16 protein-coding genes and 1 riboswitch are annotated in these 14,677 nt (G+C 34.5%); of the genes, 10 read left to right on the top strand and 6 right to left on the bottom strand.

Going from position 1 to position 14,677, the window contains the following annotated elements; genetic code table 11:
• Positions 1 to 23 precede the first annotated feature (23 nt).
• The 5 genes from menB (at position 24) to ytkD (ending at position 4,040) form a co-directional block, all read left to right on the top strand.
• A complete protein-coding gene (menB, locus tag OB_RS11950; protein ID WP_011066716.1) occupies positions 24 to 842 on the top strand; it encodes a 1,4-dihydroxy-2-naphthoyl-CoA synthase in 819 nt (272 codons plus the stop codon).
• 85 nt (positions 843 to 927) lie between these two features.
• A complete protein-coding gene (locus OB_RS11945; protein WP_011066715.1) occupies positions 928 to 2,370 on the top strand; it encodes an o-succinylbenzoate--CoA ligase in 1,443 nt (480 codons plus the stop codon).
• Between the two features lie 130 nt (positions 2,371 to 2,500).
• Complete coding sequence (locus OB_RS11940) at positions 2,501 to 2,821, top strand: hypothetical protein (RefSeq protein WP_011066714.1); 321 nt, start codon at positions 2,501 to 2,503, stop codon at positions 2,819 to 2,821.
• A 174-nt stretch (positions 2,822 to 2,995) separates the two neighbouring features.
• Positions 2,996 to 3,523 carry a hypothetical protein gene (locus OB_RS11935; protein WP_011066713.1) on the top strand — a complete coding sequence of 176 codons (528 nt, stop codon included), beginning with the start codon at positions 2,996 to 2,998 and terminating at the stop codon, positions 3,521 to 3,523.
• Positions 3,524 to 3,551: 28 nt separating this feature from the next.
• Positions 3,552 to 4,040 (top strand): RNA deprotection pyrophosphohydrolase, encoded by a 489-nt coding sequence (gene ytkD / locus OB_RS11930; RefSeq protein WP_011066712.1) that lies wholly within the window; start codon positions 3,552 to 3,554, stop codon positions 4,038 to 4,040.
• A 9-nt stretch (positions 4,041 to 4,049) separates the two neighbouring features.
• Here the strand turns inward: ytkD and OB_RS11925 are convergent, their stop codons facing one another.
• From OB_RS11925 to pckA, 4 genes are all read right to left on the bottom strand, one after another.
• Positions 4,050 to 4,850 (bottom strand): ABC transporter permease, encoded by an 801-nt coding sequence (locus OB_RS11925; RefSeq protein ID WP_011066711.1) that lies wholly within the window; start codon positions 4,848 to 4,850, stop codon positions 4,050 to 4,052.
• On the bottom strand, positions 4,843 to 5,640 hold the full coding sequence (locus tag OB_RS11920) for an ABC transporter ATP-binding protein (RefSeq protein WP_011066710.1): 798 nt from the start codon (positions 5,638 to 5,640) through the stop codon (positions 4,843 to 4,845). The genes OB_RS11925 and OB_RS11920 overlap by 8 nt, the downstream gene beginning before the upstream one ends.
• 15 nt (positions 5,641 to 5,655) lie before the next feature.
• Positions 5,656 to 6,642, bottom strand: a complete 987-nt coding sequence (locus OB_RS11915; RefSeq protein WP_011066709.1) for an ABC transporter substrate-binding protein — start codon at positions 6,640 to 6,642, stop codon at positions 5,656 to 5,658.
• 522 nt (positions 6,643 to 7,164) lie between these two features.
• Positions 7,165 to 8,748 (bottom strand): phosphoenolpyruvate carboxykinase (ATP), encoded by a 1,584-nt coding sequence (pckA, locus tag OB_RS11910; RefSeq protein WP_011066708.1) that lies wholly within the window; start codon positions 8,746 to 8,748, stop codon positions 7,165 to 7,167.
• 205 nt (positions 8,749 to 8,953) lie between these two features.
• Positions 8,954 to 9,064: riboswitch (SAM riboswitch) on the top strand.
• A 173-nt stretch (positions 9,065 to 9,237) separates the two neighbouring features.
• On the opposite strand from pckA, the gene metK reads away from it, so the two are divergent.
• On the top strand, positions 9,238 to 10,434 hold the full coding sequence (gene metK, locus OB_RS11905; RefSeq protein ID WP_011066707.1) for a methionine adenosyltransferase: 1,197 nt from the start codon (positions 9,238 to 9,240) through the stop codon (positions 10,432 to 10,434).
• 254 nt (positions 10,435 to 10,688) lie between these two features.
• The gene (locus OB_RS11900) at positions 10,689 to 11,276 is read left to right on the top strand and encodes a sigma-70 family RNA polymerase sigma factor (protein ID WP_231846945.1); all 588 of its coding nucleotides are present in this window, start codon (positions 10,689 to 10,691) and stop codon (positions 11,274 to 11,276) included.
• A 124-nt stretch (positions 11,277 to 11,400) separates the two neighbouring features.
• Here the strand turns inward: OB_RS11900 and OB_RS11895 are convergent, their stop codons facing one another.
• A complete protein-coding gene (locus OB_RS11895) occupies positions 11,401 to 11,922 on the bottom strand; it encodes a gamma carbonic anhydrase (RefSeq protein WP_011066705.1) in 522 nt (173 codons plus the stop codon).
• Between the two features lie 149 nt (positions 11,923 to 12,071).
• Here OB_RS11895 and OB_RS11890 point away from each other — a divergent pair, with 149 nt between their 5' ends.
• The 3 genes from OB_RS11890 (at position 12,072) to OB_RS11880 (ending at position 13,936) form a co-directional block, all read left to right on the top strand.
• On the top strand, positions 12,072 to 13,094 hold the full coding sequence (locus tag OB_RS11890; protein ID WP_011066704.1) for a DUF2332 domain-containing protein: 1,023 nt from the start codon (positions 12,072 to 12,074) through the stop codon (positions 13,092 to 13,094).
• Positions 13,095 to 13,112: 18 nt separating this feature from the next.
• Positions 13,113 to 13,451: a DnaJ family domain-containing protein gene (locus tag OB_RS11885; RefSeq protein ID WP_041544251.1), complete on the top strand. Its 339-nt coding sequence runs from the start codon at positions 13,113 to 13,115 to the stop codon at positions 13,449 to 13,451.
• Between the two features lie 83 nt (positions 13,452 to 13,534).
• The gene (locus OB_RS11880; protein ID WP_152023708.1) at positions 13,535 to 13,936 is read left to right on the top strand and encodes a hypothetical protein; all 402 of its coding nucleotides are present in this window, start codon (positions 13,535 to 13,537) and stop codon (positions 13,934 to 13,936) included.
• 65 nt (positions 13,937 to 14,001) lie between these two features.
• Here the strand turns inward: OB_RS11880 and OB_RS11875 are convergent, their stop codons facing one another.
• Positions 14,002 to 14,559, bottom strand: a complete 558-nt coding sequence (locus tag OB_RS11875; protein WP_041544248.1) for a tRNA (mnm(5)s(2)U34)-methyltransferase — start codon at positions 14,557 to 14,559, stop codon at positions 14,002 to 14,004.
• Positions 14,560 to 14,677 lie beyond the last annotated feature (118 nt).

The following is a 14,677-nucleotide window of genomic DNA, read 5'->3' as shown; positions in this document are numbered from 1 at the left end:
TGTTGCTTGAAAGGAGCATATATATGTCTGTAGAATGGCAAAAGGTAAACAGCTATGAAGAAATAATTTATGAAAAATATAATGGGATTGCAAAAGTTACCATTAATCGTCCTGAAAAACGTAATGCATTTACACCACTAACGGTAAAAGAAATGATTGATGCATTTATTGATGCTCGCGATGATTCTTCTATCGGTGTAATTGTTTTAGCTGGAGAAGGTGAAAAAGCTTTCTGTTCAGGTGGAGACCAATCTGTGCGCGGGCACGGGGGTTATGTTGGTACGGACGAGGTTCCTCGTTTAAATGTATTAGATTTACAACGTCTTATCCGCACGATACCAAAACCAGTAATTGCAATGGTTTCCGGTTACGCTATTGGTGGAGGTCATGTACTACATGTAGTTTGCGACTTAACAATTGCTGCTGATAATGCCATCTTTGGTCAAACAGGTCCAAAAGTGGGTAGCTTTGATGCGGGTTACGGAGCTGGATATTTAGCACGTCTAGTTGGTCATAAACGCGCACGTGAAATCTGGTATTTATGTCGTCAATACAATGCGGATGAAGCATATGAAATGGGACTTGTAAATACGGTTGTACCACTAGATAAACTTGAGGAAGAAACTATCCAATGGTGTGAAGAAATTTTAGAAAAATCGCCAACAGCTTTACGTTTCTTAAAAGCTTCCTTTAATGCGGATACAGATGGATTAGCTGGACTGCAACAATTAGGTGGAGACGCTACATTATTGTATTATACAACGGATGAAGCTAAAGAAGGACGCGATGCGTTTAAAGAAAAAAGAAAACCTGACTTTAAACAATTCCCTCGCTTCCCTTAAGATGTGATAGAATGGAGAAAAACCTTTGTCCCGTGTGGACAAAGGTTTCTTTTATCGTATAGTGTACTAGAATGGAGAGATTATCATGAGTGAAACAACTCCACATTGGCTAACAAAACGAGCAGATTTATCCCCTGATAAAAAGGCAATTGAATTTGAGGATGGTAGTTCAATTACGTATCTTGAATTATTTCATCGAAGTCAGTCCTATGCGAGAAAATTAGGGAAACTTGGTTTTCGACAAGGAGATCATATTGCGATCCTTTCTACGAATTGTGCTGAAATGATTCAAATCATATATGCATGTAGTTACTTAGGTGCGGTAGCGGTTTTATTAAATACTAAACTGACAATCAACGAATTAAACCAACAACTTTTAGATTCTGACGCTAAGGTGATTATAACTTCCGAATCTTTTAAGGCAAGCGAGTTTGTCCTGCAGCGAATGGATTACAACGAGCTAGAATCTGTAACGGAAGATACAAGTATAATAACGCTAAAGAGTGAAATTTATTTCGATGATATATTTACTATGATGTATACATCTGGTACTACAGGATTCCCTAAAGCTGTACAGCAAACCTTTGGCAATCATTGGTGGAGTGCAACAAGTTCAGCATTAAATTTAGGGTTACACGATAATGATAAATGGTTAATCCCCTTACCTTTATTTCATGTAAGTGGTTTGTCTACCATGTTAAAGAGTGTGATCTATGGGATGCCTATCTATGTATTAGAAAAGTTTGAAGTTGAAAAGGTTCATAATGCCATTATGGATCGTAAGGTTACGATTGTATCTGTTGTTACTGTAATGGTTCAACGGTTAATAAAGCGGCTAGGAAACCATCATTATCCGAACGACTTTCGTTGTATGCTTCTTGGTGGTGGTCCAGCACCTAAATCTTTATTAGAACAAGCAAAATTAAAAAATATACCAGTTTTTCAATCCTATGGGATGACAGAAACATCTTCACAAATTGTTACATTAACTCCTGAAGATGCGTTGAAAAAAATTGGTTCTGCGGGCAAACCGCTTTTTCCAGCACAGCTTAAAATAGCACACAATGAAAATAATCCAAATCAAATTGGGGAAATTCTTGTAAAAGGTCCAATGGTTACCAAAGGATACTATAAACGAGCAGAGACGAATAAAGAAGTGTTTGAAAATAACTGGCTACATACTGGAGATATGGGATATTTGGATGAACAAGGTTATTTATATGTTGTGGATAGAAGAAATGATTTAATTATTTCTGGTGGAGAAAATATCTACCCTTCTGAAATAGAAAACGTATTAGTACAAATAGAAGGTATAGAAGAAGCAGGAGTAAAAGGAAGTCCTAATGAAGAATGGGGGATGGTTCCTATTGCTTTTATTGTATGTAGTAGACCCATAAGTGAGAATGAAATTGCTGCACATCTAGAAAAATATTTAGCGAAGTACAAACGTCCAAAAGAAATTCATGTAGTTAATGAACTTCCTAGAAATGCTGCTAATAAATTAGTGCGTCATAATTTAGGGAAATAAGTTCCAGACGTGTTATAGCGAATATATGTAATGATGAGAGAGTATTTTACTTTGATAAGTTTAGATACTCTTTTTTTATTTGGATGAATTAGACAAAAATACACAGATTATATACTAGGAGGTGTCAGATATGGATAAACAAAAATATTTTATTAGTGTTGGTGAAGGTGAAATATCTCAAGTTCGTTATCAAAATAATGATGATTTTGTTATATATGCAACAGAAGATGAAATTACGTTACTACGATCGAAGTTTGAGGATATGCATGAATCAAGTTTTGATTCTTTTAAACGAGCGCATATTCCCTTTATGCCTTACCACAATGATGAAGCAAACGATATGTACGACAATACAATGACAGAAGCTTTTCAACTATTATACGACCTAGGTGATGAAAAAACTAAAAATCATATTCAAACTATGGGAATATTATCAGATAAGCATTTATAAGAATGGTGTATTGACGAATATACGCTGTGAGAGGAATATTACTGTAGTCCTCACTCTTTCTATTGGACTACAGTAATACACTAGGAAAAACGGATTGTAGGTTTAACTAAGATGAAAAAAAGGTAAAGATTACTAAGCGCTTATACTCAACTTATTGGAGGAGTGTCTCAACTAATGAAGAATAAAACGTATTACGTATTAGCACTTAGTATAGTTGCATTTTTAGGTATAATCTTACTCTCCGCATTTAATCAAGAAGAAGTAGTTAATGCTGAAAATCATAGTAACAGTGCCTCTGTTCAGGTAGAAAAGGAATCTTCAATTTTAGATCATTCCACTATAACAGAAAAAATGAATGGTTTCATGGATACATTAATACAGGAAGTAGATAGCAATTATAAAGTACAAGCTTATCAATCGAAAGATGAACTTATTCAAGCATTTGAACAGTATACCACAGAAGCTTTGGCTTCAGACTTTGTATCGTATTACTATGAAGAAAAGCAAGATGGGATGTACATAATCCCCATGGATGCACCATCTTGGTTTCAAGAGGAAAATGATTATGATATGATTAAAAAAGATGAAAATACTATCCAATTAACTCAAAGTAATTATAATGAAATGGTAGGAGAATATACATTGGTAGTGGATTTCACGTTTCAACATGATTGGAAAATTTCAAAGATAACATATCAGTAATTTTCAATCGAAGAAAGTAGTGGAAGATTTGAATAGATTTAAGGATTTCTATAATAATACTGTACAATTATCATTTTTGGATCATCCATTTTCTAAAGAGCCTAAGCACGTATGGGTTATCTGTCGTTATAAAGATAAATGGTTATTAACTGCTCATAAGGAACGAGGCATAGAATTCCCTGGTGGGAAGGTTGAACCTGGAGAAACAGCTGAACAAGCGGCAGTTCGAGAAGTTATGGAGGAAACTGGTGGATCTGTAGAATCACTACATTATATTGGCCAGTATAAAGTGGATGGAAGAAATGACACAGTGATAAAAAATGTATATTTTGCTATGATTCATAAGTTAGTTGAACAAGAAACGTATTATGAAACGAAAGGTCCGGTGTTACTATCCGTAATACCGAAAAATGTACGTAAGCGAAAAGGGTATAGTTTTATTATGAAGGATGATGTGCTCCATACTTGTATGAAGCGGATCAAAACAATTTTTTACAATAATGATAGAAGCGTGTAAGCCTTGGACTTACACGCTTCTATTTCGTATGAGTACCTGTTCAATTTTTTCTACGACTTTATACATTATCGTTGCAAGTACAGCAATAATTACTAAGCTCGACATCACCAGAGTAAAATCGAATACTTGGAAACCATAGATGATGAGGTAACCTAACCCTTGTTTGGAAACAAGGTATTCCCCTACAATAACCCCTACCCAAGACAGACCAACATTTACTTTTAATGTAGATATTATTGCTGGCAATGCGGAAGGAAAGATCGCCTCTTTAAAGCATTGCCATCTAGTAGCCCCAAAACTAAGCATTACTTTTTGATAGTTCGGATCAACCTCATTAAAAGCAGAATATACTACTAGTGTAGTAACGATAACGGAAATTATGAAACCCATGGCGATAATGGAAAGGTATCCAGGACCTAATGCAACAATGAGAATAGGGCCTAAAGCAACTTTTGGCATTGCATTCATAATGACGAGATAAGGGTCCATAACTCGTGCAAAGCGTCTTGAAGACCATAATAAGGTTGCTATTAAGATACCTCCGATGGTTCCAATTAAAAAACCTAGGATTGTTTCTAACAAAGTAACCTGAATATGAGAAAACAGTGAACCATTAGCGAATCGTTGAATAATTAAATGAAATACTCTACTTGGAGAACTAAATAATAAAGGATCTATCCAATACAATCTACTGGCGATTTCCCATAAGCTAATCAAAATGATTAGAATGGAAATTTGCCAAGCAAATACGATTTTATTCTCTCTTTTTAAGCCTTGAAGATAATTTGAAAAAAGTTGTTTATCACTCATGTTCATCATCCCTTAGTGGTGAGGAATCATCTTTTTGTTCTAATTGATCCCATACTTTATCGAAAAGTAATTGGTATTTTGGGTGTTTTCTTACGTGTAATGGCATTTCATCCCTGAGTTCCAGTGGGACATCATATATTTTTGCGACTGATCCAGGATGAGAATTTAATAAGATGATTCGATCACTCATTGCGATTGCTTCTCCAATATCATGTGTTACTAGTACTGCGGTTTTTTTATAGGTTTTTAGTAATTTGGAAACAAGGTCTTCTAGCTTTAATTTAGTTTGATAATCTAAAGCAGAGAAAGGTTCATCTAATAATAAAATTTTTGGATCATTGATTAAAGTTCGAACCAATGCTACACGTTGTCTCATTCCTCCAGATAATTCGGAAGGATATTTTGATTCAACATCTTTCAGTCCCACTTCATTCAATAAACTAATTGCATTTTGTTTTATTTCTTCTGTTATATTGCTGTGAATCTTTGGTCCAATCAGTACATTTTCAATAATGGTTTTCCAAGGAAAAAGATAATCTTGTTGAAGCATATAACCAATTGCTTGATTTTGGTTAATTAATTCTTCTTTTTGCAAACACACTTGGCCTTCTGTTTGGTGAATAATGCCTGCAATAATGGATAACAGTGTTGATTTCCCACAGCCGCTTGGACCTAATAGGGATATAAATTCCCCTTCTTTGATGGTAAATGAGATGTTATCCAGTGCCTTTACATATGAATCCTTTGAGAAATAATAGTGGGTTACATGCTCAAGTGTCAGAAATGACAAGATAGTTCCTCCTCTTTATTCTGACATGACACGCTCTGCAAAATCTGTATTTACAAGGTCTTCATAAGGTACATTTTCTGGTAATTCACCAGCTTCTTTCATGATCCCTTGTAAATTATTCCACTCTTCTTCATCGAGAATTGGATCTGTGGCAAAAGAACCTTGAGCTTTATATCGATCGATTGATAAAGCTAACATTTCTACATCAGTTTCTTCAAAATATGGAGCTACTACTTCTGCGATTTCTTCCGCGCTTTGTTCATCCACCCATTGTTGTGCTTTATAAATGGCTCTAGTAAATGCTTCAACTGCTTCATCTTCTTTCTCTATAAAGCTTTGTTTGGTCATAAATACCGTATATGGAACAGCTCCAGATTCTTCCCCGAATGAAGCAACAATGTGTCCTTGCCCTTCTGCTTCAAATATACTTGCAGTTGGTTCAAATAACTGTACATAATCATAGTCTCCGGAAGCAAAAGCTCCAGCAATATTTGCGAAGTCAATATTTTGTTCTAATTTTAAATCTCCATGGGGATCGATTCCATTTTCTTTTAATACATATTCACCAACCATCTGCGGCATTCCGCCAACACGTTGGCCAAGGAAAGTACTATCTTTTAGATCTTCCCAAGAGAAATCATCGTCTGCTTCTTTTGCTACAAGAAATGTTCCATCTGTTTGTGTTAGTTGAGCAAAGTTTATTGCATAATCCCTTGAATCTTGTGCATACACATACATTGATGTTTCAGACCCTACTAAAGCAATATCGGCACCATCCGACAATAATGCAGTCATTGTTGTGTCTCCGCCCCAAGTGGTTTGTAAGTCTACCTCTAATCCTTCCTCTTCAAAGAACCCTTTTTCCAAAGCTACGTATTGTGGAGCATAGAAAATAGATCTTGTTACTTCTGCTAATTTTATGTTTGTGGTTGATTCTTGATTACAAGCCGATAAAAGTATTAGAACAGCGACAAAACTAATAATAAAATACGTCTTACGCATACCCACCGTTCCCTTCAACAAATGTGATAAAATTTATCAAAATAGTGTATGCGCCCAAATATAAATATGTGTCAAAAGCATTTCTCACCGCTAAGCGACGCCGAACTGGACTGAGCCTTCAGAGATAAACGAATCTCCGAAAGGAAAGAGGAAGATGAGTTATCGAAGGAAGGGGAGGGAAGTTGCGAAGTCGCTGGTGAGCAATGCTGGCCAAGTCAAAAGCATTTCTCACCGTTAAGCGACGCTGAACTGGACTGAGCCTTCAGAGATAAACGAATCTCCGAAAGGAAAGAGGAAGATGAGTTATCGAAGGAAGGGGAGGGAAGTTGCGAAGTCGGTGGTGAGCAATGCTAGCCAAGTCAAAAGCATTTCTCACCGCTAAGCGACGCCGAACTGGACCGAGCCTTCAGAGATAAACGAATAAAAAACCAGCCTCGTATTGAGACTGGTTGTTCGCAAATATCGAACGAGTACTTCACTCATTTATATTAATCCTTAATGGGATGAGTAAACATGTTTAAATTATCCTTTATATAAAGGACCAGCTTGCTTAATCGTTTCACTAGCTAGAGTGAATTTCTTAAAGTTTTCGTGGAATTTTAATGCAAGTGTTTGTGCTTCTTTCATATATGCTTCTTTATTACCCCATGTCTGTTTAGGTACTAATAATTCATCAGGGACTCCAGGAACATGAGCAGGAATCTGTAAACCGAAAATTTCATCAGTGATTGTTTCTATAGAATTTAATTCTCCTTCTAATGCAGAGTGAACCATTGCTCTGGTGAAGGAAAGTTTAATACGGTCACCCACTCCATATGATCCGCCAGTCCATCCGGTATTAATCAAAAATACATTTGTATCAAACATATCAATTTTCTTTCCAAGCATTTCTGCATATTTAGATGGAGCTAATGGTAAGAATGGAGAACCAAAACAAGCAGAGAAAGTAGCTAGTGGTTCTGTTACTCCTCGTTCTGTTCCTGCTAATTTACTTGTATATCCGCTTAGAAAATGATACATCGCTTGTTCTTTTGTCAGTTTGCTAATCGGAGGCAATGTGCCTGATGCGTCAGCAGTTAAGAAAATAATTGTATTTGGATGCCCTGCAACACTAGGATTAATAATATTGTCTATATTCTCTAAAGGATAAGCAGCACGTGTGTTTTCTGTTAATGAAGTATCATCATAATCGGGTTCTCTGCTATTGTCATTTAAAATCACATTCTCTAACACAGTACCGTAACGGATTGCGTTATAAATTTGTGGTTCCTTTTCTTCTGAGAGATTGATACATTTCGCATAACAACCGCCTTCAATATTGAATACACCATTTGGACTCCAACCATGTTCGTCATCACCGATTAATTTTCGGTAGGGGTCTGCGGATAATGTCGTTTTCCCGGTACCTGATAACCCGAAAAATAATGCAACGTCACCTTCCTGGCCTACATTAGCGGAGCAATGCATAGAAAGCACATCTTGCTGTGGTAATAAATAATTCATCACAGAAAAAATGGACTTTTTAATTTCTCCGGCATATTCAGTACCACCGATAAGTACAATTCTTTTCTTAAAAGAAATTAATATAAATGTTTCTGAATTTGTTCCATCAATAGCTGGATCAGCCTTAAATCCTGGAGCTGAAATAACTGTAAATTCTGCTTGGTGATTGTTTAATTCCTCTTCCGTTGGAGTAATGAATAGTTGTCTAGAAAATAAATTATGCCAAGCATATTCATTAATCACTTGAATAGGGAGTCGGTAAGTATGATCAGACCCCGCAAATCCTTGAAATTTAAATATTTCTTGTTTTTCATTTAAATAAGAAATCACTTTAGATAATAATTGGTTGAATACTTCCTCCTGGATGGGTTTATTAACTTTACCCCAGTTAACATGTTGATCCGAAACTTCATCTTTAACGGTAAATTTATCTTCCGGAGATCGACCAGTATAAGTTCCTGTAGTGGCGCGTACTGCTCCGGTAGATGTAAGAATTCCTTCTTGTCTATACAGAATTTTTTCAACGAGCTGTGCTACCGATAGATTGTGGTGAATATGATTTGTTTGTAATTCTTTCATATAAGACTTATCAACAGTTTTCATGGTATAATCTCCTTACTATTAATTAGAGTAGTTTTAATCTCTTAACGATCCATATTTATTAAATCTGATTATTAGTATAACACATTAAAATAAATAGTCCATACTATATTAAAATTTATTTTATGCAATATATTTTTTGATGTGACAAGGCTTAAATTAGTTGACAGACAACTCACCTTTCGTTAATCTTAACCATGAACGGATACTCTTATTCAGAGTTGGTGGAGGGACAGACCCGATGAAGCCCAGCAACCATCACTACTGGTGAAAAGGTGCTAATCTGATGCAAGGATAATAGTTCCTTGAACAATAAGAGCGAAAGGCCATAATTCTTCCTTTCCTCATGTTATGAAGGAAAGGTTTTTTTGTTTTTATCTATAATTTTAGGTACCGCGTTTTTTAGTACGAGGTTCTTTTATTGGCACTTTGAATAGGATAGAAGTTATAAAGAGATCCGTACCAACATATATCAAAGGAGAGTTTAGCCTTATGGCTGCAAATCGACGTTTATTTACTTCAGAGTCAGTAACTGAGGGGCATCCAGATAAAATGTCTGACCAAATATCAGATGCTATTTTAGATGAAATTTTAAAGAAAGATCCAAACGCAAGGGTTGCATGTGAGACAACAGTAACTACAGGACTAGTTCTTGTATCAGGAGAAATTTCTACTTCTACTTATGTAGATATACCAGCCCTTGTTCGTGAAACAGTAAAAGAAATAGGGTATACACGTGCTAAATATGGTTTTGATTTTGAAACTTGCGCGGTATTAACTGCGATAGATGAACAGTCTGCAGATATTGCAGGAGGAGTAAATCAAGCACTTGAGGCACGACAAGGAAAAATGAGTGAGGAAGAAATTGATGCTATTGGAGCTGGCGACCAAGGGCTAATGTTTGGTTACGCATGTGATGAGACTGAAGAATTAATGCCTTTACCAATCTCATTAGCACATCAATTGTCCAAAAGGTTAGCGGATGTAAGAAAAGAAGGTATAGTAGATTATCTTCGTCCAGATGGAAAGACACAAGTAACTGTTGAGTATGATGAGAATGACAAGCCCGAACGTATAGATACAATCGTTATCTCTACACAACATCATTCAGAAATACAAAATGAGCAAATTGAAAGAGATATGATTGAAAAAGTCATTCAAGCGGTTGTTCCAAGCGAATTGTTAGATGATAAAACAAAATATTTTATAAATCCAACTGGTCGTTTTGTAATTGGAGGACCTCAAGGTGATGTAGGGCTGACAGGAAGAAAGATTATTGTAGACACGTACGGTGGTTATGCTAGACATGGCGGAGGTGCATTTAGTGGCAAAGACGCTACAAAAGTAGACCGTTCTGCAGCATATGCAGCTCGTTATGTTGCTAAGAATATAGTTGCCGCAGGACTTGCAAAATCTTGTGAGGTTCAATTAGCCTATGCCATTGGTGTCGCTCAACCTGTCTCCATTGCAGTTAATACATTTGGAACTGGAAAAGTAAGTGAAGACAGATTGGTAGAAGCAGTTAGAGAATTATTTGATCTCCGTCCAGCTGGTATTATCCGCATGTTAGATTTAAGAAAACCTATATACAAAAATACCGCAGCTTATGGTCACTTTGGTCGAAAAGATATCTTATTCCCATGGGAAAAAACAGACAAAACAGAAGAGCTTATTGCTCTAACTAAATAATTAAATGTTTAAAAAAACTATCATCTATCTTTAAGGTGGTAGTTTTTTTAGTTTATTAATCGAGTGGACCAACAGTTTGATTCCATTCGAAATTATTATTATGGCACTCATTTATCATAATAATTAATTTTTCAACTAGACATCAATTCTTAACAGAAATTTATAAAATTGACTTAATATACAGGAAAACTTTCATGAATTTTATCTGAAAGATATAAAATTATGTTGAATTCTTCTATTGAGTTTACTGATTTATGAAAAATCAAAGCTGCTTATTATGGTATTATGACAAAAAATATATTATACATTGCAAAGCAGGTGGTAGTATCATTGAACTAGTAGAAGAAGCACAAAAAGGGAATCAAGAATCATTTATGGCATTATTTCACAGTTATGAGAAAAATCTATACCGCATTGCGAATACATATGTAAAGAATTCTAATGATACATATGATGTAATTCAAGAAACAGCTTATCGAACATATGAAAAATTACCTGAGTTAAGAAATCCGCAATATTTTAAGACGTGGATCACAAAAATAACCATTAATTGTGCACTTGATACGATAAGGAAGAATAAAAAGATGATCATAATGGAACCAGAAAAAGTGTCTACAAAAGCTTATTATGATTTGGATATTCCATTAAAGATTACCGTAGAGCAACTATTAGATCGTCTAAATGAAAAAGAAAGAACCATTATCGTGCTCCGATTTTATTACGCATTAAGTTTCAAAGAAATTTCAGAACAATTAGATATTCCGTATGGTACTACAAAATCATTATCTTACCGCGCGCTAAAGAAATTAAAGTATTTTGCAAATAAGCAGGAATTACAATAAAAGAGAGCGAGGAAAATGAAACAAAATTTCATGATTAGTTGAAATAAGCGACACTCCTTAGAAATAAATTTCAACATCATTTGTGTGATAACATTTTTTCTAAGGTGTGTCTTATGTTAGCTTATTAAATACCCATATTAGTATTATTTTTATAGTATTGGCCTTTTTCCACATAAGAATTTCTTACACGGTCCATCTCTTTATAATCCTCTTCTGTCAATTCACGTACGACTTTTGCTGGTCTACCCATTGCAAGTGTATGGGCAGGAATTTTCTTGCCCGGTGGAACAAGACTACCAGCCCCTAAAAAAGCACCCTCACCAATTTCAGCTCCATCTAGTACGATCGATCCCATTCCAATTAAAGCTTTTTTTCTAACAATCGCAGAATGGAGCGTTACTTGATGTCCAACAGTTACATCCTCTTCAATAATCAGTGGTTGTCCAGGACTTTGATGTAACATACATAAATCTTGAATATTTGTACGCTTTCCAATAGTTGTTTTAGATACATCACCACGTATTACTGTATGGAACCAAATACTTACTTTTTCCTTTATTTGAACATCCCCATTAATTACAGCGTCTTTGGCAACGAATGCTGTTGGATGAATCGTTGGATAAATATTATTATAATGATCAATCATAAAAAACCTCCTATGTACTAGCATTATGTTAAAGTATACCAAATTTAAAATGGAACAAAAAATATACGAATCCAATTACATAAAGGTGTTAAAGAATATTTGACGAATATATAAAGAATGTAGGAATTACAGTTAGGAGGGATTGAATAATGAATTTAAAAGATAGGTTCATCCATTTTGGTGAAATAGAAGTAAAAGAAAAAAGCTCACTTTATTCCATTTTATCTTTACACATTTCCGAAGATCCTGAAATGATTGACCTTTGTTCAGTTATTCCCAAAGGGCAGCCGGTAGCCAATTTATTATTTGCTTCCGTTAAAGATCTACTTTACATACACAATGACCATCCACTCAAAAACTATTATCCAGAATTTAAAAAAGAGGTAGACCAACCTAATTATGCTTACCCAGATTTTAAAGATTTTGTACAAAATCATAAGGATGATATTATCAAACGAATTACCACAAAATACGTGCAAACGAATGAAGTGAACAGATGTGCATATTTATTCCCTATATTTCATTATATTTATGAGAAGACCGGTAGGCAGATGTCTTTAATCGAAATCGGTACTAGTGCTGGATTACAACTTTTATGTGATCTGTATGCATATACTTATAATAGTAATAAAAGTAAATTTGGAAATATTGATTCTGATTTAACAATAAGTTCTTTTGTGAGAAAAGGAGATTTACCTTCTTTTACATCAAAAGAATTACCTATCAAGGATAGGTTAGGTATAGATTTACATGTTTTGAATTTAATGGACGATGATGATGTGAGATGGTTGAAATCATTAGTTTGGCCAGAGGATTTGCATAGAATAGAAGTGTTGGATAAAGCTATTGGTCAATTTAATAAGGCAAATGAGCAAATCAGGCTAATAGAAGCGGATGCCTTAAGTTGTCTAGAAGAACTAGCTATAGAATGTGATAAAGAATCTATACTTTGTATCTTTCATACACATGTTGCAAATCAACTTACTAAAGAACAACGTGAAACCTTATTAGATCGTGTTTCTGAAATTGGGAAAAAACGAGATGTATTTCATATTTATAATAATATTTGGGATGGACAGTTACATGTAGAAAGTTATATCAACGGTAACAGGAATGAAGAATTTAAAATGCATACACATCCTCATGGGGAATGGTTCGATTGGCCAATTTGAAAAAAGGAGTTAAAACGAATGGATAGGAAATATAATGATATAATTGGCGATATTTTAAAGGATTCCGGCGAAATGAATAGAAAAGATTTAAACGGAATGGGAAAACCTTTACCGAAGGATTATGTGAAACGAGATGTACTTCAAAACTTCCAGAAAATCGCAAAAGATGCTGGTTATCTTCCTTATTGGTTAAAGCTTCAAAAAGAGATTGCCATACAACTTCAAGCGGTCAATAATGAAAAAGAATTAAAAAAAATTAATAAGCGTATTAAAGAGTATAATAGGGTTTGTCCTCCTTCAATGCAACGTCCAACCATAGAGTATGAGGAGTTAGAAAAAGCAAAAACGAATTGGTAGTGCAAATTTCCTCTTTCTTGAATTTTATTTTATGATACAATAAAAAAGTTGAAATTCAAGATATAGAAGTGGAGCGATATTGGATGATGATCCAATTGATTATTGGCATACTATTTTTTATTGGTTTATATATATTAACAATCGATGAAGCCAGATGGGTAAAGATAGTCTCATTTGTCTACTACATCATATTATCTATCATTTTTATAGTGGGGTATAATCAGCGTTTAGCATTTATTGAGCAAAGTGAAACAATTGTTAAAGTTGTAGAAAATCCATTATATAGTTGGGTAACTACGTTTGGGTATTTATACTCGATCCCCTTTATGTTGATTTCATTTTATATATTATTGCGTATAGTATTACAAATCAAAAATAAAATGAAAAAAGCGTTAATTTCTGGTTTGTTTCTGTTTATTGTTTTTACCGTGGGTCATTTTATGAACCTATTGTTTATATTACTATTTTATGGGACAACAAGTTGAGTCAAATGATAATTGAAACGAGTAGAAGATCCACTTGAAAAGTGTTCATCTTTTCAAGTGATATCTCATCTTTTTTGGATAGCTAAAATAAAGGGTGGGTAATTTTTTTGATTTACAAAACCATATTGTAAGACGTTGTACAGTTTTTGATCTAAATTAGCCACATGCTTTAATACTGCCTCTTTTTCACTAGTACCTCCATCATGACCGTAATATACGACAATTACAATGATTCCATCTTTCTTCAACTTTGTTAATATTTTTTGAATAGCTTCTATTGTTGAGTCTGGTTTCGTTATAATTGATTTATCGCTTCGTGGTAAGTATCCTAAATTGAAAATAGCTCCTCCAATAACATCGTGTTGTACATAATCCTCGATTAGCGCGTGACTTCCGTGTATTAATGTAACATTGTTGTTATGATACTTTTCCAGTGCTTGTTTTGTGTTTTGAATAGCTTGTTGTTGTATGTCAAATGCATAAACATGACCACTTTTTCCAACTACTCGACTTAAGAATAACGTATCATTACCATTACCGCATGTTGCATCAATAACAACTTCACCTTCACTTATTGATTCCTCTAATAAATAATGGGCGAAATGTAATATCCCTTTTAACATTAGCAGATTTTCCTCCATTTGCTTTTGTGATATTTACATTTTAGCATGTCTAATATTAATAAATAAATAGAAGTAAGTTTCCAATTTGAGAAATATGTATATACTATGATTATATTTC

Origin of the sequence: Oceanobacillus iheyensis HTE831, assembly GCF_000011245.1 — a bacterium.
GTDB lineage: Bacteria > Bacillota > Bacilli > Bacillales > Amphibacillaceae > Oceanobacillus > Oceanobacillus iheyensis.
This window is presented reverse-complemented; position numbering and strand designations above follow the sequence as displayed.